Raw genomic sequence first — 25,381 nt, 5'->3', positions numbered from 1 at the left:
CCGACAACCGGCGGTCGCTCCCCGCACCGCACCGGCACAGACCGTGTGGCCATGCGTATCGCGCTCATCACGGAGTCCTTCCCGCCGGACGTCAACGGCGTAGCGAACTCCGTCGTCCGCGTCGCCGAGCACCTCGTCGCCCGCGGCCACCAGCCGATGGTGATCGCCCCCGCGCCGTCGTCATCCGCGCGGGGCGTGACCGGCGCCCGCGACTACCCGGTGGTTCGCATCCCCAGCGTTCCGCTGCCCCGCTACCGCGGTTTCCGGTTCGGCATGCCCAGCGCCCGGCTCACCGACGCGCTGATCGCGCACGCGCCGGACGTCGTACACCTGGCGAGTCCGTTCTTCCTCGGTGCCCGTGGTGTCGCGCTGGCCAACCAGCGCAACCTGCCGACCGTCGCGGTCTACCAGACCGACGTCGCGGCGTTCCTGCGCAACTACCGGCTCGCGTGGGGCGAGGACATCACCTGGCACTGGCTCCGCACGATCCACAACGGCGCCGACCGCACGCTCGCGCCGTCGTCGACGGCGGCCGGTGACCTGGCCGCGCAGGGCATCCATCGAGTGCACCGGTGGGGGCGCGGCGTCGACACGGCCCGGTTCGACCCCGGCAAGCGCAGCGCCGCGGTGCGTCGCGCTCTCGCACCCAACGGCGAAATGCTCATCGGGTACGTCGGCCGCCTGGCCGCCGAGAAGCGGCTGGACCTGTTGGCGCCGGCGGCCCGGCTGCCCGGCGTGCGGCTGGTCGTGGTTGGCGACGGCCCGGGCCGCAAGGAGGCGGAGAAGGCGCTGCCCGGCGCGGCGTTCCTCGGCCAGCGCGGCGGCGACCAACTCGCCCGGATCTACGCGAGCCTCGACGTGTTCGTGCACGCCGGGCCGCACGAGACGTTCTGCCAGAGCGTCCAGGAGGCGATGGCCAGCGGCATCCCGGTGGTCGCGCCGGCCGCCGGCGGCCCGCTCGACCTGGTCCGCGCCGGCCTGACCGGGACGCTGGTGCCACCCGGCGACGGGCACGCCATCGCCGACGCGGTCGCGGAACTCATCGCGGAGCCGGAACTGCGGCAGCGCTACGGGCTGGCGGCGCGCGACGCGGTCGCCGGCCGCACCTGGGCGGCCATCGGCGACGAGTTGATCGCGCACTACGCGGCGGTGCTCCGCGGGCGGGCGGTCCGGCCCCGACTGGCCGTCGCCGCATGAGCTCTGGCGCGGGCGGGCTGCGGATCGTGCGGCTCGCGAACTTCATCATGCCCAGGTCCGGTGGCCTGCGGACGGCGCTGCGCAGCCTGGGCAGCGGGTATCTCGCCAACGGGCACCAGCCGATCCTGGTGATGCCGGGCGAGCGCTACTCCGACGAGGTGACCGACCAGGGCCGGGTGATCACGCTGCCCGGGCCGATGGTGCCGCTGACGGGCGGCTACCGGGTGCTGGTCGGCCGGCGCCAGTTGGCCCGGCTGCTCGACCGGCTGGCGCCGGACCGGCTCGAGGTCTCCGACCGGACGACGCTGCGCTGGACCGGGCGATGGGCCCGCGGCGCCGGGGTGCCGAGCGTGATGGTCTCCCACGAGAGCCTGGCCGGGCTGCTGCGGATCTCGGGGCTGCCCGGTGCGGCCGGGCGGCGGGCCGCGGACGCGCTCAACGCGCGCAGCGCGGAGGCCTACGACACGATCGTCTGCACGACCGGCTGGGCGGCCGAGGAGTTCGTCCGGATCGGGGTGCCGGTGCGGCGGGCGCCGCTCGGGGTCGACCTCGAGACGTTCCATCCGGGGCGGCACGATCCGCTGGTCCGTTCCCGGTTCGCTTCCTCGTCTGAGGTGCTGTTGGTGACCTGCACGCGGCTGTCGCCGGAGAAGAAGCCGGAACTGGCCGTCGATGCGCTGGCCACCCTTGTCGGCGCCGGGGTGCCGGCTCGGCTCGTGGTGCTCGGCGACGGGCCGCGGCGGGCGGCGTTGGAGGAGCGGGCGGCCGGGTTGCCGGTGACGTTCGCCGGCTTCCTGCCCGACCAGGCCGCCGTGGCGGGGTTGCTCGCCAGCGCCGACGTGGTGATCGCGCCCGGACCGGTGGAGACGTTCGGGCTGGCCGCGCTGGAGGCGCTCGCCTGTGGCACGCCGGTGGTGGTCAACGCCGCGAGCGCGCTGCCGGAGGTGGTCGGTGCGGCGGGTGCTTCGGCGCCTGGCAACGGGCCGGAACTGGCGGCCGCCGTACGCGGATTGCTAGCTCTGGAAGAGGGTTTGCGCCGGTCACGGGCCCGGGCGCGGGCCGAGGAGTTCAGTTGGCCGGCGGCGACCGCGGGGTTCCTCCAAGCCCACCGGGCGGCGGTGACAGCGGGGCGCGCGCGGGCCGACCTGGAGGCGGCCTAGGCTGGCCCCCATGGCTCGACCAGACGGGCGGCGACCCGACCAGCTGCGACCGGTGACGATCACTCGACAGTGGAGCGTGCACCCCGAGGGTTCGGTGCTCGTCGAGTTCGGCGACACCCGGGTGTTGTGCACGGCGAGCGTCACCGAGGGGGTGCCGCGCTGGCGCAAGGGCAGCGGCCTCGGCTGGGTGACCGCGGAATACGCGATGCTGCCGCGGGCCACCACGACGCGCTCCGACCGGGAGAGTGTCAAGGGCCGGGTGGGCGGGCGCACCCAGGAGATCTCCCGGTTGATCGGCCGCAGCCTGCGGGCCTGTGTCGACCTGAAGAGCCTCGGTGAGAACTCCGTCGTGCTCGACTGCGATGTGCTCCAGGCCGACGGCGGCACGAGGACGGCGGCCATCACCGGCGCGTACGTCGCGCTGCACGACGCGGTGACCTGGATGGCCGGGAAGAAGATCCTGGCGGGCAAGATCGAGGAAGCGGTGCCCCGCTCGGTCTCGGCGGTCAGCGTCGGCGTCATCGACGGCGAGCCCCGCCTCGACCTGATGTATCTCGAAGACGGCGCCGCCGACGTCGACATGAACGTGGTCTGCACCGGCGACGGCGACTTCGTCGAGGTGCAGGGCACCGGCGAGGCCGCGGTCTTCAACCGGGCCGAGCTCGACGCGCTGCTGGATCTGGCCGTGGGCGGCTGCATGACGCTGGCCGACGCACAGCGGAAGGCGCTGGCGTCATGAGCCGCCGGATGCTGCTGGCCACCAACAACGCCAAGAAACTCGTCGAGCTCCAGCGCATCCTCGACGCCGCCCTCGGCGGCGGCGCGATCGAACTGGTCAGCCTGGGCGACGTCGAGGCCTACCCCGAGGTGCCGGAAACCGGGCTGACGTTCGGCGAGAACGCGCTGATCAAGGCCCGGGAAGGCGCGAAGCGCACCGGGCTGCCGGCGATCGCCGACGACTCCGGGATCACCGTCGACGCCCTCAACGGGATGCCGGGGGTGCTGAGCGCCCGTTGGGCCGGCAAGCACGGCGACGACACCGCCAACAACGAGTTGGTGCTGGCCCAGATCAGCGACTTCGCCGACGAGCACCGCGGCGCGGCCTTCGTCTGCGCGGCGGCGCTGGTCACCCCCGGGGGTCGCGAGCACCTGGTCGAGGGCCGCCAACAGGGCCGGCTGCTGCGTTCGCCGCGGGGGACGGGCGGGTTCGGCTACGACCCGCTGTTCGTCGGGGAGGGCCAGGACCGGACGAACGCGGAGCTGACCCCGGAGGAGAAAGACGCGATCAGCCACCGCGGCAAGGCCCTCCGCGCCCTAGCCAAGGTCATCGCCAAAGAGCCGGTCCGCTAGCTGTCAGCTCTTGTTGCTTTTGGGGCTTTTTATGCTCCTGGGGCTCTTGGGGTAAGGGCGATTGGCGCGGAGGCGGCAGCGGAGCGAAGCGGAGCGGTCCCTGGCGGGAGCGACGGTCGCGCCCCCGGCGGACCCGAGCAAGACTAGGGTTTCCTGTCGGTCGCCCCCGCTAGTCTGGGTCGATGGATGCTCTGGCCGGGCTGTTGGATGGGCCGCGGGCGCGAGAGGCGTTCCTGCTGCGCTGTGTGCTCGATCCGCCGTGGGCGTTGCGGATCCGCGACGAGGCGCCGCTGTCGATCGTGTCGGTGGTGCGCGGCGACGCGTGGGTGGCCTTCGACGGTGCTGCGCCGGTGCGGTTGACGCCCGGTGATGTCGCGGTGGTGCGCGGGCCCGACCACTACACGGTCTCTGACGATCCGGCGACGGAGCCGCAGATCGTGATCCATCCGGGGCAGCGCTGCACCACGGTCGACGGGGTCGATCTGCACGACGAGATGAGCCTCGGCGTGCGCACCTGGGGCACCAGCGAAGACGGCGAGTCGGTGATGTTGACCGGTGCCTACCAGGTGAGTGGCGAGATCAGCGATCGGCTGCTGCGCGTGTTGCCGCCGCTGGTGGTGTTGCGCGCCGACGCTTGGGACAGTCCGCTGATCGGGCTGCTCGGTGAGGAGATCGTGCGCGATGAGCAGGGGCAGTCGGCGGTGCTCGACCGGCTGCTCGACCTGCTGCTGATCGGGGTGCTGCGCGCCTGGTTCTCGCGGCCGGAGGCGAAGGCGCCCGCGTGGTACCAGGCACAGACCGATCCCGTCGTCGGCCGCGCGCTGCGCATGCTGCACAACAATCCCGCGCATCCATGGACGGTGGCGTCGCTGGCCGCGCGCACCGGGCTGTCGCGCGCGGCGCTGGCCCGCCGGTTCGCCGAGCTTGTCGGTGAGCCGCCGATGTCCTACCTGACGGGTTGGCGGCTGGCGCTCGCCGCCGATCTGCTGCGCGAGCCCGACGCGACGGTGGCGGCGGTGGCGCGGCAGGTGGGCTACGGGAGTGCGTTCGCGCTCAGCACCGCGTTCAAGCGGGTGCACGGGGTGAGCCCGCAGGAGCATCGGGGTGGTTCGCGCCGCTCAGCGGGCCAAGCTGGGTCAGCGGGCCAGGAAGTGGTAGCCGATCCAGCACCACCAGCCGAGCACCAGAACGCGGCCGAGGCCCGTGCGCATCGCGGCGGTCAGCGCGGTCGCCAGCGGCTGCGGGCCGCGACCTCGGCGGCGGCTGCTGAAGTCGACCACGGCCATCGCGCCGAAGATCACGGCGAAACCGACGATCAAAACCCAGCGGGGGCTCATCGGCTCGCCACCCAGGCTCCGGTGCTCAGCCAGATCACATAGCCGACGACGCGCGCGGCATAGTTTTCCAGCACCGGGTCAAACGCCAGGCTCAGCGTCGGGTGCGCCTGGTCGTTGCCCCACGCGAACGCCACCACCTCCCAGACGCAGAAGGCGCCCAGCAGGGTGAACCAGACGATCACCGTCGCGCGGTTGGTCTTGACGGTCTTTTTGGGGGTACGCCGTGCGCCCCACACCACCAGCGCCAGCCCCGGCACCAGCACGGTGGCTGTCGCCGGCAGGGTCAGCGGGCGGGCGACCGCGGCAAGCAACGCGTAGCCCGCGATGAAGATGGTCACGGCGGTGTACCGGTTGAGGAGGAGAGGGCGGCTGGCGGTCTCCTCACGCTGTTGCGACTCCACCATGCGGACAGTCTGCCGTCGATCACCGCCCTCGCGATGCTCATTCGCGCGTGAGTTGCGGCTCAGGATCCCATCGACTCACTGCGGTTGCTCACCGTGACGGCTGAGGTGTTTCTGGTTGGTCATCGCCTTGATCGCCGCCGCCTTGCACGCTCGGCAATTGCCCAGCGGTGGCCTTGATGGCGGCCACCGTCGCGGCCGGCTGATCTTGGTGGATGTAGTGCCCCGAGTCGTCGACGACGATGTGCGTACCCCGTGGGTAGCCGGCCGCGGTCTGGTCGGCGAGTTCGGCGGACAAGGCCTGCAGCTTGGGCGGCTTGCCGCTGGTCGCGGTCAGGACCGTCACCGGCAGATCGGGCAGGGTCATCGCGGCCCGGGTGCGGCGTGCCTCGGCGACCCGGCTCGCGAGCCGGTTCTCGGCGCGGATGGCGGCGACCTGACCGCGGCTCGCGTAGGAATGGAGGTAGGCGCCGGTCAGCAGCCCCTGGATCTCGGGGTCGTCGGTGCAGCGCACGGCGAAGGCCCGGGCGTGCTGGGTGAGCTGCTTCTGGAACAGGCCGAGAGACTTGAGCACGACCATCCAGTTGAGCATCAGGTCAGACGCGATCCGCAGGTTGACCGGCACCGCGGCCATGACCTCCTCGTGGGTCGCGTCGATCAGCACCAGGCCCTGGACGGCGTCGGGCCGGGCGGCGGTGGCGAACTCGGCGAGCAGCCCGCCCCAACTGTGGCCGGCCAGCAACACGGGCCCGCGCTGCTGGTCGAGCAGGGCGACCAGGTCGTCAACCTGGTTGGGGATGGTCAACCGGCGCTGTGGGTCACTGGCACCGAGGCCGGCCCGGTCGTAGGCGACCACGTGGAACTCGTCGGCCAGCGCCGGCAGCACGGCCGCCCAGTCGAGCACGGTGTCGCCCGCACCCGCGGTGAACACCACGGTCGGCCCGCCGGTGTCCTTGGTCGTCTCGACCCAGCGCAGGCGCCGCCCGTTGGCACGGACCATCTCGTGTGACACCAGGCCGGCTCCGGGTGCCAGCGCGTGCAGCGCGGTGATCACGGGATCGCTCTGGTGCGGGGTCGCCATGGGTCGCCTCCTGCGTTCGAGAGATTTCTTTCGAGACGATATTCTCGAAACATAGGTCTCGAAACAAGAGAGGATTTCGCCGCGATGCCAGCACGACTCCAAGGGGCGGCCGCGATGCGCGCGCTGGCGCACCCGACCCGGATCGCGCTGATCGAGGCCCTCCGTCTGCATTCGACATTGACGGCTACGGAGGCGAGTTCGTTGATCGGTGAGAGCCCGACAAACTGCGCTTTCCACCTGCGGGCGCTGGCCCGGTTCGGTTTTGTGGAGGAGGTCGGGGCGGGCCCCGGCCGGCGCCGCCCCTGGCGGGCGCTGGACGTGCGCTGGCGTTCTCCGACGTCCAGGACGACGAACAGTCGACGGCCGCAGCCCGGGCGCTGTCGGATGTGTTGATCCGGCACTGGTTGGAGCGGCTTCAGGTCGCCCAGGCGGCGCGGCATTCTGAGCCTGCCGAGTGGCAGGAGGCGCTGGGTGGGTCGCAGACGGTTGTGCATGCCAGTGTCGAGGAGGTGCAGGAGATGGTGGCGGATATTCGGGCTGTGCTCGGTCGGTATGACGATCGGTTGATGGATGTCGCCGCTCGGCCTGAAGGGTCGCGGCCTGTTGAGGTGTTGGTGTTCGCTCAGCCTTATGCGCCTCGGCCGGCGGCCGAGGTCGAAGGTGAAACTCCGCCGCCACCGCTCGCCTAGCGCTTCGCACGTGGTCTCGGGGCGGGTCGCTTCCGTCCTCTGCGCAATGTGCTCAGGGCAGCGATGCCTTTGCTGGACGCGCCTGTTGCCTAAGCCGGGCCGCGTGAATCGTTTAGCCGGGTGGCGTTAGCCGCCCCGCGTTGGCCACCTCTGGCGGCCCGGCCGCATCCGGTCATGAGTCGAGAGGTCCAGCCGTCACCGGTAGCGATGCCTGCCTCACCGATTGGAGGGATCGCCCGATAGGTGGTTCCTATTGGACGTCCAGGGTGGACACGATGGCCGGATGCATCCGCAGCCTCCCCAGCAGCCCTACGACCCATACCAGCCACCGCCGCAGCCGTATGACCCCTATCGGGCAGCGCCGCCGCAGGCTTACGACCCCTATCAGGCGGCACCGCCACAGGCTTATGACCCGTACCAGCCGGCGCCTCAGCCATTTTCCGCAGCGCCGTATCCGGCGTCCCCAGTGCCGTATCAACAGCCCTACCCGCCGCAGCAGCCGGTGCATTTCGTCGCGGTACCTGTCGCGCCGACGTCGGGCACCGCAGTCGTGTCCCTGATCGCCGGCATCATCGGCATCCTCGGCGGCTGGTGCGTGTTCGGCATTCCTTGCGCGATCGCGATCATCACAGGCCACGTGGCACAGCGCGAGACCAAGACCGGCGAGCGCGGTGGCAATGGCTTGGCGATCGCCGGGCTCGTGCTCGGCTACATCGGAATTCTGCCGGCCGTCCTGTTCACGATCTTCTTTGGCATCGGCATGATCGCCTCGATCGTGTCGCCAACTCCGACTCCGACGCCGTAGCTATCCCACCGGTTCGCCGGCGGCCTGCGCCATGATCGTGAGCATCGCGGCCTGCCGAGTCAAGCAGCGGCCACCTCGATGTGCACCGGCCGTCGCTCCGTTCGTGCGGGCGCGAGCGCGGCGCGACCTGGCCGCAGCGGCAGCTATCCCTCCTGCGCGGCGAGATCGGCGTCGCCGGCGGGCTGGCCATCGGGCCTTGTTGTTGGGAGCCGCCTCGTCGTTGGATGGTCCCTAGTGGTCAGCTGAGCAGGCCCACCTCCGCTTCCACCGCGTTGCGGAGTTCGGTGCCGGCGATCAGGTCGCGGCACTTCTCGATCGTTGGGGCCAGGAACACATCAGGCCCGGGCGTGCCGGCGAAGCGGGCCACCGCGGCCACCGCGGCGGCGCCCGCCGGAGACGGGCTCAACGGCGCGCGGAGCTGGATGCCGCGGACCCCCGCCAACAGCTCGACGGCCAGCAGGCTCGTCAGGTTGTCGAGCACCGTGCGCAGCTTCTTCGTCGCGGCCCAGCCCATCGACACGTGGTCTTCCTGCATGCCGCTCGTCGGCAGTGAGTCGACCGACGCCGGTGAGGCCAGCCGCCGGTTTTCGGCCACGATGCCGGCTGCCGTGTATTGCGCGATCATCAGGCCCGAGTTGACGCCCGCGTCGGGTGACAGGAAGGGCGGCAGTTCGCGCGAGCGGCAGACGTCGAGGAGGCGGTCGACGCGGCGTTCGGCGATGGCGCCGACCTCGGCCGCCGCGATCGCCAGGTAGTCGGCGGCGAAGCCGAGCGGGGCGCCGTGGAAGTTGCCGGTTGACTCGACGCGGCCGTCGGGGAGGACGACCGGGTTGTCGACGACCGAGCGGAGTTCGCGGCCGGCGATCTGGGTGGCGAACTCCCAGGTGTCGCGGGCGGCGCCGGCAACCTGGGGAGCGCAGCGCATCGAGTATGCGTCCTGGACCGCGTGGTTGAGGTCGTCGCGATGCGAATCCATGATCGCGGAGCCCTGTAGCAGGCGGTGGATGTTGGCCGCCGACGTGGCCTGGCCCGGGTGGGGGCGGATGGCGTGCAGCTCGGGCATGAACGGGCGGTCGGAGCCGAGCATCGCCTCGATCGACAGGGCCGCGGTCAGGTCGGCCATGGCGAACAGGTGCGCGGCGTCGCCGAGTGACAGCAGCAGCATGCCGAGCATGCCGTCGGTGCCGTTGACCAGGGCGAGGCCCTCCTTGGCGGCCAGCTCGATCGGCTGGAGGCCGGCGCGGCGCAGTGCCTCGCTGCCGTCGATGCGGGTGCCGGACTTGTCGAGCACCCAGCCCTCGCCGAGCAGGACCAGCGCGCAGTGCGCCAGCGGGGCCAGGTCGCCGGAGGCGCCGAGCGAGCCGTGCTCGGGCACCCACGGGGTGACGTCGGCGTTGAGCAGGTCGACCAGCGACTGGGCGACCAGCGGGCGGACGCCCGAGCGGCCCATCGCCAGCGAGCGGATGCGCAACAGCATCATCGCCCGGACGACCTCGCGGGCCATCGGGGCGCCGATGCCGGCGGCGTGTGAGCGGATCAGCGCGTGCTGGAGCTCGGCGCGCCGCTCGCTGGCCACGAACGTGCTGGCCAGGGAGCCGAAGCCGGTCGACACGCCGTAGACCGGGCGCCCGGACTCTTCGATGCGGTCGACGTGGGCGCGGGAAGCCGCCATCGCCTCGATCGCGGTCGGGTGCAGCTCGACCAGGGCGGCCCCGCGGGCTACGGCGTGGACGTCGGCGGGCGAGACGCCGGTGGGCAGGACGGTGACAGTTGTCATTGCGGGACTCCGTTGTGCAGAACCTTGGTGACCAGTGGGACACCCGGCCGGTAGGCCAGGTGCACGTGAGAGGGCGCGTCGAGCACCACGATGTCGGCTCGCGCACCCGGGCGGATCACGCCCAGATCGTCGCGACGCAGCGCCCGGGCACCGCCCGCGGTGGCCGCCCAGACCGCCTCGGCCGGGGTCATGCCCATCTCGCGCACGGCGAGAGCGATGCAGAACGGCATCGAGGAGGTGTAGGACGAGCCGGGGTTGCAGTCGCTCGCCAGCGCGACCGTCGCGCCGGCGTCGAGCAGCTTGCGGGCTTCGGGGTAGGCCGACCGGGTGGAGAACTCCGCGCCCGGCAGCAGGGTCGCCACCGTCTGGGAGCCGGCCAGCGCGTCGATGTCGTCGCGGGACAGGTGGGTGCAGTGGTCGGCGCTGGCCGCACCGAGCTCGACCGCGAGCTGGACGCCTTCCCCGGGGCCGAGCTGGTTGGCATGCACCCGCACGCCCAGGCCGGCGTCTTTGCCGACGGTCAGGATCGCCCGGGCGTGGTCGGCGTCGAAGGCGCCCTTCTCGCAGAACACGTCGATCCACTTGGCGTAGGGCCGGGCCGCGCGCAGCATCGGACCGCAGACCAGCCCGACGTAGTCGTCGGCGCGGTCGGCGTATTCGGACGGGACCGTGTGGGCGCCGAGGAAGGTGGTCTCCGCGCTGAACTCCCTGGCGATCCGGAGCGAGCGGGCCTCGTCGGCCACGGTCAGCCCGTAGCCACTCTTGATCTCGATGGTCGTGGTGCCCTGTCGCAAGGCCTCGTCGCGCAGGCGGCTGACGTTGTCGCGTAGGTCGTCGTCGCTCGCGGCGCGAGTCGCGGCCACGGTGGTGCGGATGCCCCCGCCGGTGTAGGCCTCGCCGGCCATCCGGGCGGCGAACTCGGTTGCCCGGTCGCCGGCGAAGACCAGGTGGGCGTGGCTGTCGACGAACCCGGGCAGCACGGCGCCGCCCTGTGCGTCGATGCGGCGGTCGGCGGCCGGGGCGTAGCGGCTCGGGCCGACCCAGGCGATGTCGCCCTCTTCCACCAGCACCGCGGCTTTGCGCCGGACGCCGAGCAGGCCGCCGTCGCCGGTGCCCGGCATGTTGGTCACCAGTTCGCCGATGTTGTCGATCAGGAAAGTCACCACAGGCTGTGCACCGCCTCCGCAAGCGCCGCCGGCACGTCTATCCGCACATGGTGCCCGTCTCGGACACTGACCCGCCCATCGACCACCACGTTCGTGACGTCGGCGGCACTGGCGGCGAGGGCGGCGCCGACCGGTGGGGCGCCGGCCGTGCGTGGGCTGTCAGTGTTGATCGTGACCAGGTCGGCCCGTTCGCCGGCCGCGATGCGACCCACGTCGGTCCAGCCCAGCGCCGTGTGGCCGGCCACCGACGCCGCCCGGATCAGCTCGGCGGGGGTGAAGTGGCCGCGCCGCTCGGTGCGCAGCCGCTCGCCGGCCTCGAGCGCGCGAGCCTCCTCGAAGAGGTCGATCACGGTCTGGCTGTCGCTGCCCAGGGAGAGCGGGCTGCCGGCGTCGGCCAGGGCCCGCGCCGGACCGATGCCGTCGGCGAGGTCGCGTTCGGTCGTGGGGCAGAAGCAGACACCCGTGCCGGTGTCGCCGAGCAAGGTGCGGTCGAGGTCGGTGAGGTGGGTGGCGTGGATCGCGGTCGAGCGGGCGCCGAGGACGCCGCTGTCGGAGAGCAACTCGGTCGGCGTGCGCCCATGCGCGGCGAGGCAGGCCTCGTTTTCGGCGCGCTGCTCGGAGAGGTGGAAGTGCAGCGGGCGGCCGGCGGTGCGCTCGGCGAACTCGGGCAGCAACTCGGCGGGGACGGCGCGGACCGAGTGCAGGGCGGCGCCGATCCGCACGGTGTCGGCGTTGTCGGTGCTGGCCGCGTCGAGCCGCTCGAGCCGGTCGAGGTAGGCGTCGAGATCCTGGTCGCCGAAGCGGCGCTGCACCCCGTCGAGCGGGTCGCCGTCGACGGTCGAGGTCAGGTAGAGCGCGTCGAGCAGGGTGATCCGGATGCCGGCCTGGGCGGCGGCCTCGATCAGCACCGTGCCCATCACGTTGGGATCGACGTAGGGCTCGCCGTCGACGTCGTGGTGCAGGTAGTGGAACTCGCCGACGGTGGTGATGCCGGCCAGCGCCATCTCGGCGTAGGTGGCCCGGGCCAGCGCCAGGTAGCGGTCGGGGTCGATCCGGCCGGCCAGTTCATACATCCGCTCCCGCCACGTCCAGAAGCTGCCCCGGTCGTCGGTGGTGCGGCCGCGCAGCGCGCGGTGGAACGCGTGCGAGTGGGCGTTGGCGAGCCCGGGCAGGGTCAGGCCGGGCAGCCGGACCGCGTCGGGCGGTGGCGTCGCCACCCCGACGGTGATCGCCGAGAAGCGGGAGTCGATCACCTCGATCAGCACCCGCTCGGTCGGTGCCTGGTCAGAGCCCAGCCAGGCCCAGTCGGCGAACCACAGTCCATCGCTCACGGTGCACCCACCCCCTCGCCATGATCAACGAGTGGCCGGGCGGACAGTTCCTCCAGCACCCGGGCCAGCGCCTCGATGCCGGCGGCGCAGTCGTCGTCGGTGGCGGCTTCGGTCGGGGCGTGGCTGACGCCGGTGGGGTTGCGGACGAAGAGCATCGCCGTGGGCAGGTGGGCGGAGAGCACCCCGGCGTCGTGGCCGGCGCCGGTCGGCAGGATCGGGACGTCGCCCAGTAGCGCGGCGAGGCGCCCGGCGAGGCCCTCGTCGAAGCGCACCTCGGGCGTCGTCGACTCGGCGGTGAACCGGATGGCCGTGCCGTCGCGGCCGGCCCGCTCGGTCGCCTTCTTGGCGACCGCCTCGACCAGCTCATCCAGCGTCGCGCCGTCGGCCGCCCGGGCGTCGAGCCAACCGCGCACCGCGGCCGGGATCGCGTTGGTCGCGTTGGGCGTGACCTCGACCCGGCCGACGGTCGCGTGCGCGTCGCGCAGCCGGGCCTCCTTGTTGGCGGCGAGCACGGTGAACGCGTAGGTCAGCATCGGGTCGCGCCGGTCGCTCATCAGCGTCGTGCCGGCGTGGTTGCCCTCACCCTCGACGTCGAAGCGCCACCTGCCGTGCGGCCAGATCGCGCTGGCCACGCCGACCGGGGTGGTGAGCGCGCGGCCCTGCTCGACGTGCAACTCGATGTAGGCGTCGAAGCCGGCCACCAGGTCGGGCCGGGCGCCCGCCGGCGCGGCGCCGAACACGTCGCCCAGGCTGAGCCCGTCGCGGTCGGTCAGCGAGGCCGCGCGCGACGGGTCGATCGCGCCGGTGAGCAGCCGCGACCCCAGGCAGGCGACGCCGAACCGCGAGCCTTCCTCTTCCGCGAACGCGGCCACCGTGATCGGCCGCGCCGGGCGGAAGCCGCGCTCACGCAAGAGATCGACCGCGAGAAACGCGGACACGATGCCGAGCGGCCCGTCAAAAGCCCCGCCGTGCGGCACGGAATCGAAATGACTGCCGGTGAGCACGCCACCCGATCGCCCATTCCCGGACCAGGTCGCGAAGAGGTTGCCGTTGCCGTCGTGGGTCACCGGCATCCCGCGAGCCGCCGCGGCCGCCTTGAACCAGTCGCGCAGTGCGATTTCCGCCGGCGACCACGCGAAGCGCAGGTAGCCGCCGTCGGGGGCGCGGCCGATGCCGGACAGCTCGGCCCACACCTCCCGGAAGGTGTGGACCAGGGCGGAATCGCGGGACAACACAGGCTCCTTCACTCCGCCATCGGGATGCGGACGCCGCGCTCGGTGGCCACTTCGGTCGCCCGGTCGTAGCCCGCGTCGACGTGGCGGATCACGCCCATCCCCGGGTCGTTGGTCAGCACGCGCTCGATCTTCTGCCCGGCCAGCGCGGTGCCGTCGGCGACGCAGACCTGGCCCGCGTGGATCGAGCGGCCGATGCCGACCCCGCCGCCGTGGTGGATCGACACCCAGGAGGCGCCGCTGGCGGTGTTGACCAGCGCGTTGAGCAGCGGCCAGTCGGCGATCGCGTCGGAACCGTCGGCCATCGCCTCGGTCTCGCGGTAGGGCGAGGCGACCGAGCCGGCGTCGAGGTGGTCGCGGCCGATCACCAGCGGCGCGGACAGCTCGCCGGACGCCACCATGTCGTTGAACCGCACACCGGCCTTGTCGCGCTCGCCGTAGCCGAGCCAGCAGATCCGCGCCGGCAGGCCCTGGAACGCCACCCGCTCGCCGGCCAGCCGGATCCACCGGGCCAGCGACTCGTTTTCGGGGAACAGGTCGAGCACCGCGCGGTCGGTGGCCGCGATGTCGGCCGGATCGCCGGACAGCGCGGCCCAGCGGAACGGGCCCTTGCCCTCGGCGAACAACGGGCGAATGTAGGCGGGCACGAAGCCCGGGAAGGCGAACGCCCGGTCGTAGCCGCCGAGCTGGGCCTCGCCACGGATCGAGTTGCCGTAGTCGAACACCTCGGCGCCCGCGTCGAGGAACCCGACCATCGCCGCCACATGCTGCGCCATCGAGGCGCGTGCCCGGTCGGTGAACTCTTCGGGCTTCTGAGCCGCGTAGTCAGGTGCGTCGGCCGGGTCGACGCCCTCGGGCACGTAGGACAACGGGTCGTGGGCGCTGGTCTGGTCGGTCACGATGTCGATCTCGACGCCCCGGCGGAGCAGCTCCGGGAAGACCGTCGCCGCGTTGCCGACCACGCCGACCGACAGCGGCCGCCGCTCGCCCTTCGCCGCGATAGCCAGATTGACCGCCTCGTCGAGCGACCCGGCCACCACGTCGAGGTAGCGGTTGGCCACCCGCCGGTCTAGCCGGGACCGGTCGACGTCGACGATCAGGCAGACGCCGTCGTTCATGGTGACGGCCAGCGGCTGGGCGCCGCCCATGCCACCGCACCCGGCGGTCAGGGTGAGCGTGCCGGCCAAGGTGCCACCGAACCGCTTCGCGGCGACCGCGGCGAACGTCTCGTAGGTGCCCTGAAGGATGCCCTGGGTGCCGATGTAGATCCACGAACCGGCCGTCATCTGCCCATACATCGTCAGGCCGAGCTTCTCCAGGCGGCGGAACTCGGGCCAGGTGGCCCAGTCGCCGACCAGGTTGGAGTTGGCCAGCAGCACCCGCGGCGCCCACTCGTGGGTGCGGAACACGCCCACGGGCCGGCCCGACTGCACCAGCATGGTCTCGTCGTCGCGCAGGGTGTCGAGCGTGCGGACCAGGGCGTGGAACGACGGCCAGTCGCGTGCCGCCTTGCCGGTGCCGCCGTAGACCACCAGGTCTTCGGGCCGCTCGGCCACCTCCGGGTCGAGGTTGTTGATCAGCATCCGCTTGGCCGCCTCTTGTGGCCAGCCGAGGGCGGTGATGGTGCTACCGCGAGGTGCACGCATGGGATGGCTCCTAGCTCACGAACAACTGACGACGGGACGCGGAACGTTCGAACTCTTCGAGCCGGCCCTGTGCCTCGGCGGGCGCGGCGTCGCAGAGGGCCTGCAGCAGCACCATGGCCAGGGCCATCGGGGCCGCGTGCAGGTCGAAGACGAGTTGGGCGCCGACCGCCGCGGTCAGCACCAGGTCGGCGTGGTCGGCGGCCGGGCCGACCGCGGAGTCGGTGATCAGCACGACCGACAGGCCGTCGGCACGGGCGGCCCGCAGCGCCTCGATCGCCTCTCGCGGATAGCGCGGAAGCACGATCGCGAGCAGGGCGGTGGCGCCGGCGGCGCGGGCCTGGTCGACCCGGTCGGCGAGCATGCTGCCCCCGGTGTCGAGCAACCGGACATCGGGATGGACTTTCGCCGCGAAGTAGCCGAAATAACCGGCCAACGGCGCCGCCGAGCGCAGCCCAAGCACCGGCAACGGCCGGCTCGCCGCGAGCAGGGCGCCGGCCCGGGCCAGCCGCTCCTGGTCATGCAGCCGGCTGGCCAGATCGTGCAGGTTGTCGGCCTCGGCGCGCAGCGCCAACTGGAGCTCGTTGTCGCCGTCGGGCTTGGGCCAGGCGACGTCGATCGTGGGGCTGACCAGCTCACGCAGCTTGCGCCGCAGGGCCGGATAGCCGTCGTAGCCCAACGCCATCGCCAGCCGGGTCACGCTCGGCTGGCTGACCTGGGCAAGCTCGGCGACCTCGGAAGCCGACAGGTAGGCCGCCGAGGTGGCGTTTTGCACCAGGCAGTGCGCGATCCGCCGCTGGGTCGGCGTCAGCCGCACCCCGCGGAACAGGTCGACCACCCGAACGCCTTCATTCACTCGGGCAGAGTATGCATAGAGCCATTCAGCAGACAAGTACGCGCCGCGATTCTGTGGTGACAAGAATTTGCGTGACCTCGGAATCACACTCTGCTACAACTGCCGGGGTGAACCGGACGAGACTTCGACGAGCCATCGCCCGCACGCCACTGGCCCCCGTGGCGGCCTTCCCCAAGCGGTTGCACCGGGTGGCCCGCCACGATGCCCAGGTCATCGCCACTTCGGTGCGGTGGCTCTTCACCTCCCGCGAACACCACAACTACACCTACGAGCTGACCAGGCTGTCCCGCGAGCACCTGGCCTGGTTCGTCAGCATCACCTGCGCGGTGCCGGTCGCCACCGTCCGCGGCTATTTCGCCGAGATCGACGGCGACGCGGCGTTGCGGGGCCACATCACCGCGACCACGGCCGCGTCCGCCCGCAGCGGCCTTGCCGACAAGCAGGTCAGATATGCCAGACGCATCGGTTGGTACGCGATAGTGCGCGCCAAACGCCCCGCCCACGTCGTCGAGACAGGCGTCGACAAGGGCCTCGGCACCTGCGTACTCGCGGCTGCTCTGCTCCGAAACACCGCCGAGGGCGCACCCGGCCGGGTGAGTTCGCTGGATATCAACCCGGAAGCCGGCTACCTGGCGCGCGCTTCACCGTGGCGCGACGTCGTCGACCTGGTCATCGGCGACTCGATCGCCTCGATCGGCGCGCTAGACCGCAAGGTCGACATCTTCCTGCACGACAGCAACCACAGCGCCGGCCACGAGCGCCGCGAGTTCCAAGCCGCCGAGGCCAAGCTGTCACCCGGCGGGCTGTTGCTGAGCGACAACGTCACGATGACCAACGTGCTCGCGGAGCACGCCGAACGCACCGGTCGCCGGTTCCTCGCCTACCGGGAGACGCCGGCCGGGCACTGGTTCCCTGGCGACGGAATAGGCCTCGCCTGGTAGCTCCGTCGATGAGACCCTGAAGCGATGCGACTGGGCAGCATTTTTACCTACCCGGTGAAGGGTTGTCACCGCGTCACGCACGACGGCGCCCGCGTCGAGCCGTGGGGCCTGGCCGGCGACCGACGCTGGATGATCGTCGACCCCGACGGCGTGGGGGTGACCCAGCGCGAGACCACGGCGCTCGTCTTCCTCGACGCCGCGGTCCAGCCCGGCGCGCTCCGACTGGCGGCCCCCGGCCGAGAGGAGATCACAATCCAGGAGCCCCCGGCGTACGAGCTAGGGGTCAAAATCTTCAAAAGCCGCCGCGCGACAGTGCCGGCGCGATCGGCGGGACCGAGCGCAGACGAGTGGCTCAGCGATTTCCTCGACCGCCCGGTCCGGCTGGTGTTCCTGCACGACCCGACCGCGCACACCGCCGGCGGCAGTTCGTCGGTCGACAAGGTTAGTTTCGCCGACGCCTACCCGCTGCTGCTCGCCAACGTCGCGTCGCTCGACGCCCTCAACGACTGGCTCCTCGAGTCCGGCGACGAACGGGTGCCGATCACCCGATTCCGCCCCAACGTGGTGGTCGAGGGCGCGCGCCCGTGGGCGGAAGACGACTGGGTCGGCGGCCGCCTGCGCATCGGCGACGCGATCTTCCGCGCGATCAGCCTGTGCGACCGCTGCGTGGTCACGACAATCGACCAGGAGACGGCGGAGAAGGGCAAGCAGCCGCTGCGGGCGCTCGGTCAACACCGCAACATCGACCAGGGCCTGATGTTCGGCCTCAACCTGGTCCCGGAGCACCCGGCGCTCATCACCGTCGGCGACGAGGTTGAGGTGCTTGACCGCTAAACGTCCAACGTCAGCCGCACCGTCACGAGGTCGCCGACGTCGATCCGTTCGGCCTTCCGCACGGCCGTCTTGACGGGCACGATGTAGCGCCCATCCTTGGGCCAGAGCGAGGTCGTCCAGCCCGTGCTACCGATCCGAGCGGCGACCGGAATCATCCCCCACCCATAGCTGAGCAGATCAGCGTTGGCAGCCAACTCAAGACACTCAGTCTCGGGCACCCAAACAAAGTGCCACGGCGCCGGCCCCTTCCAGAAGAAGATCTCGCCGTCGAACAGCAAATCCATCGGCCCACCATAGGGTTTCCGCGGAAAATGCGCTCTGGGCTGGGTTGGCGATGCTCAGGCCGTGGCCGGAAAGAGCCGGCCGCGGTAAGGGTGCCGGCGGTTCCAGGTCTGCTCCCATTGCCGCAGCTCGGCTTGCCAGGTGGGCAGCTCGGGCCAGTATGAACGGACGAGCCCCGGCTTCTCAGGACGGGCGACAAGGAACGACCAGTACTCCTCGATCGCCGGGCGTGCTTCGGCCAGCGGATAGTCGCCCCGTTCGCCGGCGTGAAGATTGGTGAACCGGAGCCCGTTGGCGTCGATCGTGACCTCGTAGTGGTCGCTGCCCCACGGCTCTACCGGCCGTCCGCTCGCCGCGTCGTCGACAGCTGCTAGAGCGTCTAGACAGACCCTCATATAAACCGAGATGTCACCGATGATCCATGCGCCGAGGGCGGTGTAGCGCGCGTCAGTCACGTCGAACAACGGGAGGTTGTAGCGGTCGAGCGAGAAGCTTATGAAGCTCATTGGGGTCTCCATTGTCAGAACACCGGCCAACCGTGCCCAACGCCGCCTTGGTGGTAAAAGCCCTCAATTGTTATGCCACGGTAGTCGCCGCGCCACCGGTCCGTGCCCGGTACCGGGCTCGAACGATGGAACGCAGTGTTGACTGCGTTGTCCACCTCGCTCGGACTCCAGTGATCCGGGAAGAATGTGCTGACGCCGCCGTGACCTGACTTCGGCCGCCACGCCCCGTCCGGCGGCACGCTCCGGTCGAAATACTCCACCTCCGCCTGATACAACCCGGTGTCGGGGTCACGCGTGACAGTCGACGTCTTGATCCGACGGCCTGGCCAATCCTGCCCGCCTGGACGGTAGTGGAAGCCTGACCCGGTAGGAGCGCCCGGCTTGATGTGGCCCTTGAATACGTGATCGCGGGCCCATGGCCGCATGCGGCCATGGCGTTCACCTCGTTGGTTGGCCTTCTTCAGATATTGCAACGCGGCCCGCATGAGCTTGCCGCCACCACTCTTCCTAGCCATCGATCAGGCCTCGAGAAGCGTGGAGATGACCTGATCGAAGAGAGCGCCTACGGCAATGCGGCTCACCTGTTGGAAGATCGGGATTTCCGCCAGCGACGCGCCGACCGTGACAGTTGCCGTGGCGATCGCCTGGGCTATCTCGACGGCCAGGATCGTCAGTTGGACGATGACAGCGACCTTCAACGCCAACACGATCGTGCCGCAGATGATCAGGCCCGTGCCCGTCAGCACCGCCGCGGGCATGCCGTCGCGCATGCTCGCCAGGGGACTGTCCTCATTGGTCCACCACCGCTGGAAGGCGGCGATGTCCGCGCCCGTGTTACCCGACCAGACCGGCGCGGCCTCCGCCTGCGCCGATGAGGTCAGTGAGTCCAGCGTGGTCGCGAAACGGAGCCACGCCTCGCCCATCTCGAAGAGCTTGTCTTCGTCGGCCTCCGGCCACGTGTAGCCGAGCACCCCCAACAAAGACCGCAATTCCCCGGGCAGTTCGAGTGACACATCACCCTCCGAAGGCCTCGAACGCGCCGCGGATCTGTTCCTCGACCTCCCGGTAGCCGGCCGCCATGCCGCCCAGGTCGACGCCGGCCGCTGCGACCTCCGACGCTGCCGCCGAGAAGCATTCGAAGGCCCACGAAGCGACCTCCTCATGGGCCGCACCGATCAGCGAGCCGATCTCGTCACTGCCCCAGGGCGCGCCGAAGCCGGCCAGCTCCGACTGAAAGGCGCGCAACGCGGTTGCGAACTCGGTCCCCACCCTCTCCAGCGACGCACCCGACACACCCAGCGCCTGCGGGTCGACGTGGAAACCCGGGCTGCTCATCGGGGATCGCCCGCCCGCCGGGCCAGCGCCGCCTGTGCGTCGAGCAGCGCCGAGGTGAACAAGGAGAGTTGCGACGACGCTCGCGATTGGATGTCGCGCAGCTCGGCACCGAGCCCAGCAAGATCGGGCTGGTGAACGGGTAGGTCGGCCAGGGCCGCGTTCACCGCGGCGGTCAGCTCCGCGGCCAGCTCCGCCGGCGGCAGGTCGAGGGCGGCCGGGTCGAGCCGGATGCCGGTCACCCGGCCCGGCAGAGCCGCGTGCACCGCGATCAGGCCGTCGGCCGCGAAACCGGTGCCGACCGGCGACTCACCACTTCGGACAGAGTCGAGCGCGCTGGTGGTCTCGGCCAGCAGCCGTAGCAGACCGGAGGGGTCGGTCATGTCACGCACTGTAGAACGTCGATGCATTCACCGTGACGGACAAAGTGGGCGGTGGGGCAGTGATGGGATGAGTCTTGACGTTAAACCTCGGGGTCTGTGACCATTCCGTCACGACATCGAAACTCTTAAAGCCCTGGATATCTATATAAGCGCAGGTCGAGTGCGTGGTGCTGGGCAAAGCGGGCGGCACCGCCGGTTTGGAGTGATCGGATGTTAGCGGCCGATGCGGTGATCACCGTCCGGAATCCGGGAACGGGGGAGGTGCTTGGCGACGTCGCCGTGACCAGCAGCGGCGGACTCCGAGCCACCATTGCGAAAGCGCAAATTGGACAAAAGGCGATGTCCGCATCGGCCGCGCACGAGCGAGCGAAAATCCTCGACGACATCGCCACCGCGATAGCGCAAGAGCAGGAGAGTCTCGCCCACCTGCTCGCACAGGAGAACGGCAAGCCGATCACCCAGACCCGCGGCGAGGTCGCGGCCGCCATCCGGATCTTCAAGGGGCTGGCGGGGGAGGCGACCCGCATCTTCGGGCGGCAGATCCCGCTGGACGCCGTACCCGGGCTGGAAAAGCACCTCGCCGTGACCATCCGCGAACCGCTCGGCGTCGTCGCCGCCCTGGTGCCGTTCAACTACCCGGTCGAGCTCTACGCGCACAAGGCCGGCGCCGCGCTGGCGGCAGGCAACGCCGTGATCGTGCAGCCGCCGGCCCGCTGCCCGTTGGCCCTGCACCGGATCGCCGAGATCGTCGCAGCCGCCGCACCGGAACACGCACACCAACTGGTGAACGGCGGCGTCGAGACGAGCCAGGCGCTGGCGACCGCTGACGGCATCGCCGCCGTCTCGCTCACCGGCAGCACCCGAGCGGGCAAGGAGATCGCCCGTCTGGCCAGCGGCACGCTCAAGAAGACCCTGCTCGAACTCGGCGGCAACGACGCTCTCATCGTGTGCGCCGACGCCGACCTCGACAAGGCCGCCGAGGCGGTCGTGCTGGGCCGACTCGCCCGCGGCAACGGCCAGATCTGCTGTGCGGTCAAACGGGTGTACGTGCAGGAGCAGGTCCACGACGAGTTCGTCGACGCCCTCCTCGCCCAGACCGCCGAGCTCACCGTCGGCGACCAACTCGACGAGCGCACCGACGTCGGCCCACTGATCGCCGAGACGGCCGCGAGCCAGGTCGAGCAGGCGGTCCAACGCCTGGTGCACGACGGCGCGACGCTACGGACCAAGCCGAACAGGAACGGCGCCTTCCTCGACCCAGCCGTGCTCACTGACGTACCGACGGAAAGCCCCGCCTTCGCCGAAGAGATCTTCGGACCGGTCGCCCCGGTGGCCCGGTTCCGGAAGCCCGAAGACGCCACCCGGATGGCCAGCGAGTCGCCCTACGGCCTCCAAGCCGCGATCTGGACCCGCGACATCTCCCGCGCCTTCACGATGGCCCGCGCCCTCGACGTCGGCGGCGTGGTCATCAACGGCTCCACGGCATTGCGCGCCGAGAACCTCCCGTTCGGCGGGACCAAGGACACCGGCGGCTACCGCGAGGGCATCCACGACACCGTCGCCGACCTGACCACCCAGAAGACCATCATCGTCATGGATGCCTTCCAGTGACCGTGCCCCTGCTCGAATTCAAGGACATCCACAAGGGGTACGCCGGTGTCGAGGTCCTGCACGGCGTCGACCTCGCCGGTGACCGGGGCGAGGTGATCGGTGTCGTCGGCGCCAACGGCGCCGGCAAGTCGACGCTAATCAAGATCCTCGCGGGCGCCGAGCGGATGACTGCCGGCGAGTTGCGCATCGACGGTCGGCCAACCACGCTCGACAACCCACACGACGCCCACCGGCTGGGCATCCGCACGGTCTACCAGGAGCTGACCCTGGTGCCGCAACTGACCGTGACCGAGAACCTGCTGCTCGGCCGGTTCCCTCGAAAACACGGCCTGATCGACTGGCGAGCCGCACACGCGCAGGCGAAGAGAATCCTCGACGACATCGGCTTCGGCAGCATCAACCCGCGCCAGATCGCCGGCCGCCTTTCGGTCGCACGGCAACAGATGGTCGAGATAGCGAAAGCGCTGGTCTCCGAGCCCCGCGTGCTGGTGCTCGACGAACCGAGCGCCGTCCTCGCCGGCAGCGACCTCGATGCCCTCTTCGCGCTGATCCGCCGACTCCGGGACAAAGGCGTGCTCGTCGTCTACATCTCGCACCGGCTCGTCGAGGTGCTCGACCTCGCCACCCGGATCGTCGTGATGAAGGACGGCGCGGTCATCGCGACCAACACTCCCGGCGCCACCGACGAGGACGAGTTGATCCGCCTGATGGCCGGCCGCCGGCTGGAGCAGATCTATCCGGACAAGCGAGCGGCGACGGGCGAACCCGCCCTGACAGTCGAAGGTCTGACCAAAGACGGTGAGTTCGATTCCATCGATCTGACCGTTGCAAAGGGCGAAATCGTTGGCCTCTTCGGCCTGGTCGGATCCGGACGCAGCGAACTCGCACACTGTCTCTTCGGCGCCACCCGCCCCGATGCGGGCCGGATCGCGGTCGGCGGGCGGCCGCACACCTTCAAGACACCGCAGGACGCCATCGCCGCCGGGCTCGCGCTGGTCACCGAGGACCGCAAGCGCACCGGCATCGTCCCGGAGCTGACGGTGCGCGAGAACGTCGCCCTGACCACGTTGTATGCCACGACGCGGGCCGGCCTGGTCGACAGCGCAGCCGAGCGCCGCACCGTCGCCGGGATGATCGAGCGGCTCGACATCCGGCCCGCGCACTGCGCCACGATGCCGGTCGTCCGGCTGAGCGGCGGCAACCAGCAGAAGGCCGTGCTCGCGAAATGGCTTCTGAAAAAGCCGCGCGTGCTGATCCTCGATGAGCCCACCCGCGGCGTCGACATGGCCACCCGGGTCGCGATCTACGGGATGGTCGACGACCTGGCCCGCGAGGGCGTGGCCGTGCTGCTGATCTCGTCGGACCTCACCGAGGTGCTCGGCGCCACTGACCGGGTGCTGGTGATGCGCGAGGGCCGCATCGCCGGCGAGCTGAGGTCGGAAGGCGCCACCGAAGACCAGGTTCTCGGCTATTCGATCGGGCGGGCGGCGGCATGACGATCACCAAGGCACCGCCGCAGGAACGCGCGATCGTGGTCGCCGGCCGGCCGATCACCCTCGCACACGCCGCCATCGCGCTCGTCGTGCTCGTGCTCGCGATCGCGGCGGTCACCACCGACTCCTTCCTCACCCAGACCAACCTGACCAACCTGCTCAAGCAAATGGTCACAACCGGACTGCTGGCGTACGGAATGCTGGTCGTGATTCTGACCGGCGGCATCGACCTGTCGGTCGGCTCGGTGGTGGCGTTCGCCGGCATCGTGACGGCCGGCCTGTCATCCGGGCTGCCGCTGCCGATCGCGATGCTCGTCGGCATCGCCAGCGGCATCCTATTCGGACTCATCAACGGCACGCTGGTCGCCCGCTTCGAGTTGGCACCGTTCGTGGTCACGCTGGCCGCGCTCACGACGATCCGCGGCCTCGCGTTCGTCTACTCCGACGTGCCGATCGCGCCTTCCGATGAGTCGTTCTTCTGGCTCGGCTCGGCGATGCTCGGCCCGGTCCCGCTGACCACGGTCATCATGCTCGCCGTGTTCCTGGTCGGCGGGGTGTTCCTGACCCGCACCCCGCCCGGGCGGTCGATCGTCGCGATCGGCGGCAACGCCGAAACTGTGCGGCTGGCCGGGATCAGCGTGCGCAAGCACGTGCTTCTCGCGTACACCATCAGCGGTTTCTGTGCCGGCCTGGCCGGCGTCATCCTGGCCAGCCGGGTCGGCATCGCCCAGCCCAGTGTCGGTGTCGCGTTCGAGCTCGACGCGATCGCCGCCTGCGTGATCGGCGGTGCCAGCCTGGCCGGTGGCAAGGGCTCCGCCGCGGCGACCCTCGGCGGGGTGCTCGTGCTCGCGCTCATCAACAACCTGCTCAATCTTTACAACGTGCAGAGCTTCTGGCAGCAGGTCCTCAAAGGACTCATCATCGTCGCGGTCATTCTCGTTCATCGGGCCAGCCGCCGGCGCACCTAACCACCAGGGAGGCCACGCACCATGAGACGGATAACCAGTTTGTTGCTCGCCACCGTGCTCGCGGCCGGCGTCACTGCTTGCGGATCGGATTCGGAAGGCTCCGGCGACACGGCCAAGAGCTCATACAAGATTGGCGTCGCCAACTTCATGCTGAGCGGGCCCTACTTCAGCGGGATGGACAAGGCCATCGCCGCGCAGGCCAAGAAGAAGGGCAACGTCGAGATCGTCAGCACCGACGCCAACGGCGACGCCGCCAAGCTGGCCGCCAACGTCGAAGACCTGCTGAGCAAGAACGTCGACGCGATCATCATCTCCGGCGGCCCGCTCGAGTCGGCACCGGCCGCGCTCGCCGCCATCAAGGCCGCCGGCAAGCCGGTGGTGCTGGTCGACCGCAAGTTCCAGACCGGCGAATACACGAGCTGGATCGGGCCCGACAACGAGGCGATCGGCAAGCACAACGGCGAGTTCCTGGCTCAGCGGCTGACCAGCGGCGGCAAGGTGGCCATCATCAAGGGCGGCCCGGCCGACAACAGCATCGGGCTGGCCCGCACCAACGGCGTCAAGGCTTCGTTGCAGGGCAAGGCCAACATCACGCTGGTCGAGGCGCCCGACTTCGGTGGCTGGAGCTCCGACGGCGGGCTGACCGTGATGGAGAGCCTGCTCGCCAGCCACCCCGACCTGGTCGCGGTGTTCTGCGAGAACGACGCGATGTGCCTGGGCGCGCAGCGGGCGATCGCCGACGCGAAGAAGACCGCCCAGATCGTGATCGCCGGCGTCGACGGGCAGAGCGAGGCCCTCAAGGCCATCAACGACGGCACCAACTATCTGGTCACCGGGCTCAACGACGCCGACATCATCGGCGCCAAAGGGCTCGACCGGGCCGTCGAGATCCTCGGTGGTGCCACGGCCGAGAAGGACACCGTCGTCGACTCGCCGATGGTGACCAAGGACAACGCCAAGCAGTTCATGAAGCCGGGCGATTTCTAAAGGGGTTGAACAGTGGCGG

Annotated in this window: 28 protein-coding genes and 1 pseudogene; 14 read left to right on the top strand and 15 right to left on the bottom strand. The window is 70.5% G+C overall.

Annotated features, from left to right (window positions below; translation table 11 throughout):
- The first annotated feature begins 51 nt into the window (after nt 1–51).
- The 5 genes and pseudogenes from DFJ67_RS03865 to DFJ67_RS03845 form a co-directional block, all read left to right on the top strand.
- Complete coding sequence (locus DFJ67_RS03865) at nt 52–1,197, top strand: glycosyltransferase family 4 protein (RefSeq protein ID WP_116066599.1); 1,146 nt, start codon at nt 52–54, stop codon at nt 1,195–1,197.
- Nucleotides 1,194–2,357: a glycosyltransferase gene (locus DFJ67_RS03860; protein ID WP_116066598.1), complete on the top strand. Its 1,164-nt coding sequence runs from the start codon at nt 1,194–1,196 to the stop codon at nt 2,355–2,357. Before DFJ67_RS03865 ends, DFJ67_RS03860 begins: the two co-directional genes overlap by 4 nt.
- A 10-nt stretch (nt 2,358–2,367) precedes the next feature.
- Nucleotides 2,368–3,096, top strand: coding sequence for a ribonuclease PH (rph, locus tag DFJ67_RS03855; RefSeq protein ID WP_116066597.1), 729 nt, complete (start codon nt 2,368–2,370; stop codon nt 3,094–3,096).
- Nucleotides 3,093–3,707 (top strand): RdgB/HAM1 family non-canonical purine NTP pyrophosphatase, encoded by a 615-nt coding sequence (rdgB, locus tag DFJ67_RS03850; RefSeq protein WP_116066596.1) that lies wholly within the window; start codon nt 3,093–3,095, stop codon nt 3,705–3,707. The genes rph and rdgB overlap by 4 nt, the downstream gene beginning before the upstream one ends.
- Before the next feature lie 182 nt (nt 3,708–3,889).
- Nucleotides 3,890–4,825: pseudogene (locus DFJ67_RS03845) on the top strand (AraC family transcriptional regulator); the annotation flags it as partial.
- Nucleotides 4,826–4,843: 18 nt separating this feature from the next.
- Here DFJ67_RS03845 and DFJ67_RS44655 read toward each other — a convergent pair.
- The 3 genes from DFJ67_RS44655 to DFJ67_RS03830 all read right to left on the bottom strand — a co-directional run bounded on the left by DFJ67_RS44655 (nt 4,844) and on the right by DFJ67_RS03830 (nt 6,526).
- Nucleotides 4,844–4,918, bottom strand: coding sequence for a DUF6186 family protein (locus DFJ67_RS44655; RefSeq protein ID WP_425321072.1), 75 nt, complete (start codon nt 4,916–4,918; stop codon nt 4,844–4,846).
- 122 nt (nt 4,919–5,040) lie between these two features.
- Complete coding sequence (locus tag DFJ67_RS03835) at nt 5,041–5,448, bottom strand: hypothetical protein (protein WP_116066595.1); 408 nt, start codon at nt 5,446–5,448, stop codon at nt 5,041–5,043.
- 88 nt (nt 5,449–5,536) lie between these two features.
- Nucleotides 5,537–6,526, bottom strand: coding sequence for an alpha/beta fold hydrolase (locus DFJ67_RS03830; RefSeq protein ID WP_170215735.1), 990 nt, complete (start codon nt 6,524–6,526; stop codon nt 5,537–5,539).
- Nucleotides 6,527–6,610: 84 nt separating this feature from the next.
- Here DFJ67_RS03830 and DFJ67_RS44650 point away from each other — a divergent pair, with 84 nt between their 5' ends.
- From DFJ67_RS44650 to DFJ67_RS03815, 3 genes are all read left to right on the top strand, one after another.
- Nucleotides 6,611–6,919, top strand: a complete 309-nt coding sequence (locus tag DFJ67_RS44650) for a winged helix-turn-helix domain-containing protein (RefSeq protein ID WP_116066593.1) — start codon at nt 6,611–6,613, stop codon at nt 6,917–6,919.
- Nucleotides 6,913–7,215 carry a hypothetical protein gene (locus DFJ67_RS03820; protein ID WP_116066592.1) on the top strand — a complete coding sequence of 101 codons (303 nt, stop codon included), beginning with the start codon at nt 6,913–6,915 and terminating at the stop codon, nt 7,213–7,215. Before DFJ67_RS44650 ends, DFJ67_RS03820 begins: the two co-directional genes overlap by 7 nt.
- Before the next feature lie 283 nt (nt 7,216–7,498).
- Nucleotides 7,499–8,020 carry a DUF4190 domain-containing protein gene (locus DFJ67_RS03815; RefSeq protein WP_116066591.1) on the top strand — a complete coding sequence of 174 codons (522 nt, stop codon included), beginning with the start codon at nt 7,499–7,501 and terminating at the stop codon, nt 8,018–8,020.
- Nucleotides 8,021–8,258: 238 nt separating this feature from the next.
- Here DFJ67_RS03815 and hutH read toward each other — a convergent pair whose 3' ends face one another.
- Genes hutH through DFJ67_RS03785 form a run of 6 tightly spaced genes read right to left on the bottom strand, consistent with a single transcriptional unit; the run spans nt 8,259 to nt 16,025 of the window.
- Nucleotides 8,259–9,797 carry a histidine ammonia-lyase gene (gene hutH, locus DFJ67_RS03810; RefSeq protein WP_116066590.1) on the bottom strand — a complete coding sequence of 513 codons (1,539 nt, stop codon included), beginning with the start codon at nt 9,795–9,797 and terminating at the stop codon, nt 8,259–8,261.
- Nucleotides 9,794–10,918, bottom strand: coding sequence for an imidazolonepropionase (gene hutI, locus DFJ67_RS03805; RefSeq protein WP_409362883.1), 1,125 nt, complete (start codon nt 10,916–10,918; stop codon nt 9,794–9,796). Before hutI ends, hutH begins: the two co-directional genes overlap by 4 nt.
- 38 nt (nt 10,919–10,956) lie before the next feature.
- Nucleotides 10,957–12,294: a formimidoylglutamate deiminase gene (locus tag DFJ67_RS03800; RefSeq protein ID WP_116066588.1), complete on the bottom strand. Its 1,338-nt coding sequence runs from the start codon at nt 12,292–12,294 to the stop codon at nt 10,957–10,959.
- Nucleotides 12,291–13,526: an allantoate amidohydrolase gene (locus DFJ67_RS03795; protein WP_409362881.1), complete on the bottom strand. Its 1,236-nt coding sequence runs from the start codon at nt 13,524–13,526 to the stop codon at nt 12,291–12,293. The genes DFJ67_RS03800 and DFJ67_RS03795 overlap by 4 nt, the downstream gene beginning before the upstream one ends.
- Nucleotides 13,527–13,537: 11 nt before the next feature.
- Nucleotides 13,538–15,172, bottom strand: a complete 1,635-nt coding sequence (gene hutU / locus DFJ67_RS03790; protein WP_116066587.1) for a urocanate hydratase — start codon at nt 15,170–15,172, stop codon at nt 13,538–13,540.
- Between the two features lie 10 nt (nt 15,173–15,182).
- Entirely contained in the window at nt 15,183–16,025 is an 843-nt protein-coding gene (locus tag DFJ67_RS03785; protein WP_116066586.1) for a MurR/RpiR family transcriptional regulator, read from the bottom strand.
- 107 nt (nt 16,026–16,132) lie between these two features.
- Here DFJ67_RS03785 and DFJ67_RS03780 point away from each other — a divergent pair, with 107 nt between their 5' ends.
- Both DFJ67_RS03780 and DFJ67_RS03775 read left to right on the top strand, forming a co-directional pair.
- Complete coding sequence (locus tag DFJ67_RS03780; RefSeq protein ID WP_116066585.1) at nt 16,133–16,966, top strand: class I SAM-dependent methyltransferase; 834 nt, start codon at nt 16,133–16,135, stop codon at nt 16,964–16,966.
- Nucleotides 16,967–16,990: 24 nt separating this feature from the next.
- The gene (locus DFJ67_RS03775) at nt 16,991–17,800 is read left to right on the top strand and encodes an MOSC domain-containing protein (protein WP_116066584.1); all 810 of its coding nucleotides are present in this window, start codon (nt 16,991–16,993) and stop codon (nt 17,798–17,800) included.
- On the opposite strand, the gene DFJ67_RS03770 is transcribed toward DFJ67_RS03775, so the two are convergent.
- From DFJ67_RS03770 to DFJ67_RS03745, 6 genes are read right to left on the bottom strand one after another with little or no spacing between them, the layout of a single operon-like run.
- Nucleotides 17,797–18,084 carry a DUF1905 domain-containing protein gene (locus tag DFJ67_RS03770; protein WP_116066583.1) on the bottom strand — a complete coding sequence of 96 codons (288 nt, stop codon included), beginning with the start codon at nt 18,082–18,084 and terminating at the stop codon, nt 17,797–17,799. The genes DFJ67_RS03775 and DFJ67_RS03770 overlap by 4 nt on opposite strands.
- Before the next feature lie 54 nt (nt 18,085–18,138).
- Nucleotides 18,139–18,588 (bottom strand): hypothetical protein, encoded by a 450-nt coding sequence (locus tag DFJ67_RS03765; RefSeq protein ID WP_116066582.1) that lies wholly within the window; start codon nt 18,586–18,588, stop codon nt 18,139–18,141.
- Nucleotides 18,589–18,602: 14 nt separating this feature from the next.
- On the bottom strand, nt 18,603–19,073 hold the full coding sequence (locus DFJ67_RS03760; protein WP_116066581.1) for an EndoU domain-containing protein: 471 nt from the start codon (nt 19,071–19,073) through the stop codon (nt 18,603–18,605).
- Nucleotides 19,074–19,106: 33 nt separating this feature from the next.
- Nucleotides 19,107–19,601, bottom strand: a complete 495-nt coding sequence (locus DFJ67_RS03755; protein ID WP_116066580.1) for a WXG100-like domain-containing protein — start codon at nt 19,599–19,601, stop codon at nt 19,107–19,109.
- 1 nt (nt 19,602) lies between these two features.
- Nucleotides 19,603–19,923, bottom strand: a complete 321-nt coding sequence (locus DFJ67_RS03750) for a PE domain-containing protein (RefSeq protein WP_116066579.1) — start codon at nt 19,921–19,923, stop codon at nt 19,603–19,605.
- On the bottom strand, nt 19,920–20,303 hold the full coding sequence (locus DFJ67_RS03745; protein ID WP_239096941.1) for a YbaB/EbfC family nucleoid-associated protein: 384 nt from the start codon (nt 20,301–20,303) through the stop codon (nt 19,920–19,922). The genes DFJ67_RS03750 and DFJ67_RS03745 overlap by 4 nt, the downstream gene beginning before the upstream one ends.
- A gap of 210 nt (nt 20,304–20,513) precedes the next feature.
- On the opposite strand from DFJ67_RS03745, the gene DFJ67_RS03740 reads away from it, so the two are divergent.
- Genes DFJ67_RS03740 through DFJ67_RS03725 form a run of 4 tightly spaced genes read left to right on the top strand, consistent with a single transcriptional unit; the run spans nt 20,514 to nt 25,362 of the window.
- Complete coding sequence (locus DFJ67_RS03740) at nt 20,514–21,914, top strand: aldehyde dehydrogenase family protein (protein WP_116066577.1); 1,401 nt, start codon at nt 20,514–20,516, stop codon at nt 21,912–21,914.
- A complete protein-coding gene (locus DFJ67_RS03735; protein WP_116066576.1) occupies nt 21,911–23,410 on the top strand; it encodes a sugar ABC transporter ATP-binding protein in 1,500 nt (499 codons plus the stop codon). The genes DFJ67_RS03740 and DFJ67_RS03735 overlap by 4 nt, the downstream gene beginning before the upstream one ends.
- Nucleotides 23,407–24,375: an ABC transporter permease gene (locus DFJ67_RS03730; protein WP_116066575.1), complete on the top strand. Its 969-nt coding sequence runs from the start codon at nt 23,407–23,409 to the stop codon at nt 24,373–24,375. Before DFJ67_RS03735 ends, DFJ67_RS03730 begins: the two co-directional genes overlap by 4 nt.
- Before the next feature lie 21 nt (nt 24,376–24,396).
- Nucleotides 24,397–25,362, top strand: coding sequence for a sugar ABC transporter substrate-binding protein (locus DFJ67_RS03725; protein WP_116066574.1), 966 nt, complete (start codon nt 24,397–24,399; stop codon nt 25,360–25,362).
- The last annotated feature ends 19 nt before the right edge of the window (nt 25,363–25,381 follow it).

The organism is Asanoa ferruginea (assembly GCF_003387075.1).
In the GTDB taxonomy this organism is placed as follows: Bacteria; Actinomycetota; Actinomycetes; order Mycobacteriales; family Micromonosporaceae; genus Asanoa; species Asanoa ferruginea.
Note: the sequence above shows the minus strand (reverse complement) of the source record. Positions and strands in the feature narration are given on the sequence as shown.

Bases quoted from the DNA above. Each gene is read 5' to 3' on its own strand.
- DFJ67_RS03865 (WP_116066599.1), top strand. From the start codon at position 52: ATGCGTATCGCGCTCATCACGGAGTCCTTCCCGCCGGACGTCAACGGC.
- DFJ67_RS03860 (WP_116066598.1), top strand. From the start codon at position 1,194: ATGAGCTCTGGCGCGGGCGGGCTGCGGATCGTGCGGCTCGCGAACTTC.
- rph (WP_116066597.1), top strand. From the start codon at position 2,368: ATGGCTCGACCAGACGGGCGGCGACCCGACCAGCTGCGACCGGTGACG.
- rdgB (WP_116066596.1), top strand. From the start codon at position 3,093: ATGAGCCGCCGGATGCTGCTGGCCACCAACAACGCCAAGAAACTCGTC.
- DFJ67_RS03835 (WP_116066595.1), bottom strand. From the start codon at position 5,448: ATGGTGGAGTCGCAACAGCGTGAGGAGACCGCCAGCCGCCCTCTCCTC.
- DFJ67_RS03830 (WP_170215735.1), bottom strand. From the start codon at position 6,526: ATGGCGACCCCGCACCAGAGCGATCCCGTGATCACCGCGCTGCACGCG.
- DFJ67_RS44650 (WP_116066593.1), top strand. From the start codon at position 6,611: ATGCCAGCACGACTCCAAGGGGCGGCCGCGATGCGCGCGCTGGCGCAC.
- DFJ67_RS03815 (WP_116066591.1), top strand. From the start codon at position 7,499: ATGCATCCGCAGCCTCCCCAGCAGCCCTACGACCCATACCAGCCACCG.
- hutH (WP_116066590.1), bottom strand. From the start codon at position 9,797: ATGACAACTGTCACCGTCCTGCCCACCGGCGTCTCGCCCGCCGACGTC.
- hutI (WP_409362883.1), bottom strand. From the start codon at position 10,918: ATGCCGGGCACCGGCGACGGCGGCCTGCTCGGCGTCCGGCGCAAAGCC.
- hutU (WP_116066587.1), bottom strand. From the start codon at position 15,172: ATGCGTGCACCTCGCGGTAGCACCATCACCGCCCTCGGCTGGCCACAA.
- DFJ67_RS03775 (WP_116066584.1), top strand. From the start codon at position 16,991: ATGCGACTGGGCAGCATTTTTACCTACCCGGTGAAGGGTTGTCACCGC.
- DFJ67_RS03770 (WP_116066583.1), bottom strand. From the start codon at position 18,084: ATGGATTTGCTGTTCGACGGCGAGATCTTCTTCTGGAAGGGGCCGGCG.
- DFJ67_RS03765 (WP_116066582.1), bottom strand. From the start codon at position 18,588: ATGAGCTTCATAAGCTTCTCGCTCGACCGCTACAACCTCCCGTTGTTC.
- DFJ67_RS03760 (WP_116066581.1), bottom strand. From the start codon at position 19,073: ATGCGGGCCGCGTTGCAATATCTGAAGAAGGCCAACCAACGAGGTGAA.
- DFJ67_RS03750 (WP_116066579.1), bottom strand. From the start codon at position 19,923: ATGAGCAGCCCGGGTTTCCACGTCGACCCGCAGGCGCTGGGTGTGTCG.
- DFJ67_RS03745 (WP_239096941.1), bottom strand. From the start codon at position 20,303: ATGACCGACCCCTCCGGTCTGCTACGGCTGCTGGCCGAGACCACCAGC.
- DFJ67_RS03740 (WP_116066577.1), top strand. From the start codon at position 20,514: ATGTTAGCGGCCGATGCGGTGATCACCGTCCGGAATCCGGGAACGGGG.
- DFJ67_RS03730 (WP_116066575.1), top strand. From the start codon at position 23,407: ATGACGATCACCAAGGCACCGCCGCAGGAACGCGCGATCGTGGTCGCC.
- DFJ67_RS03725 (WP_116066574.1), top strand. From the start codon at position 24,397: ATGAGACGGATAACCAGTTTGTTGCTCGCCACCGTGCTCGCGGCCGGC.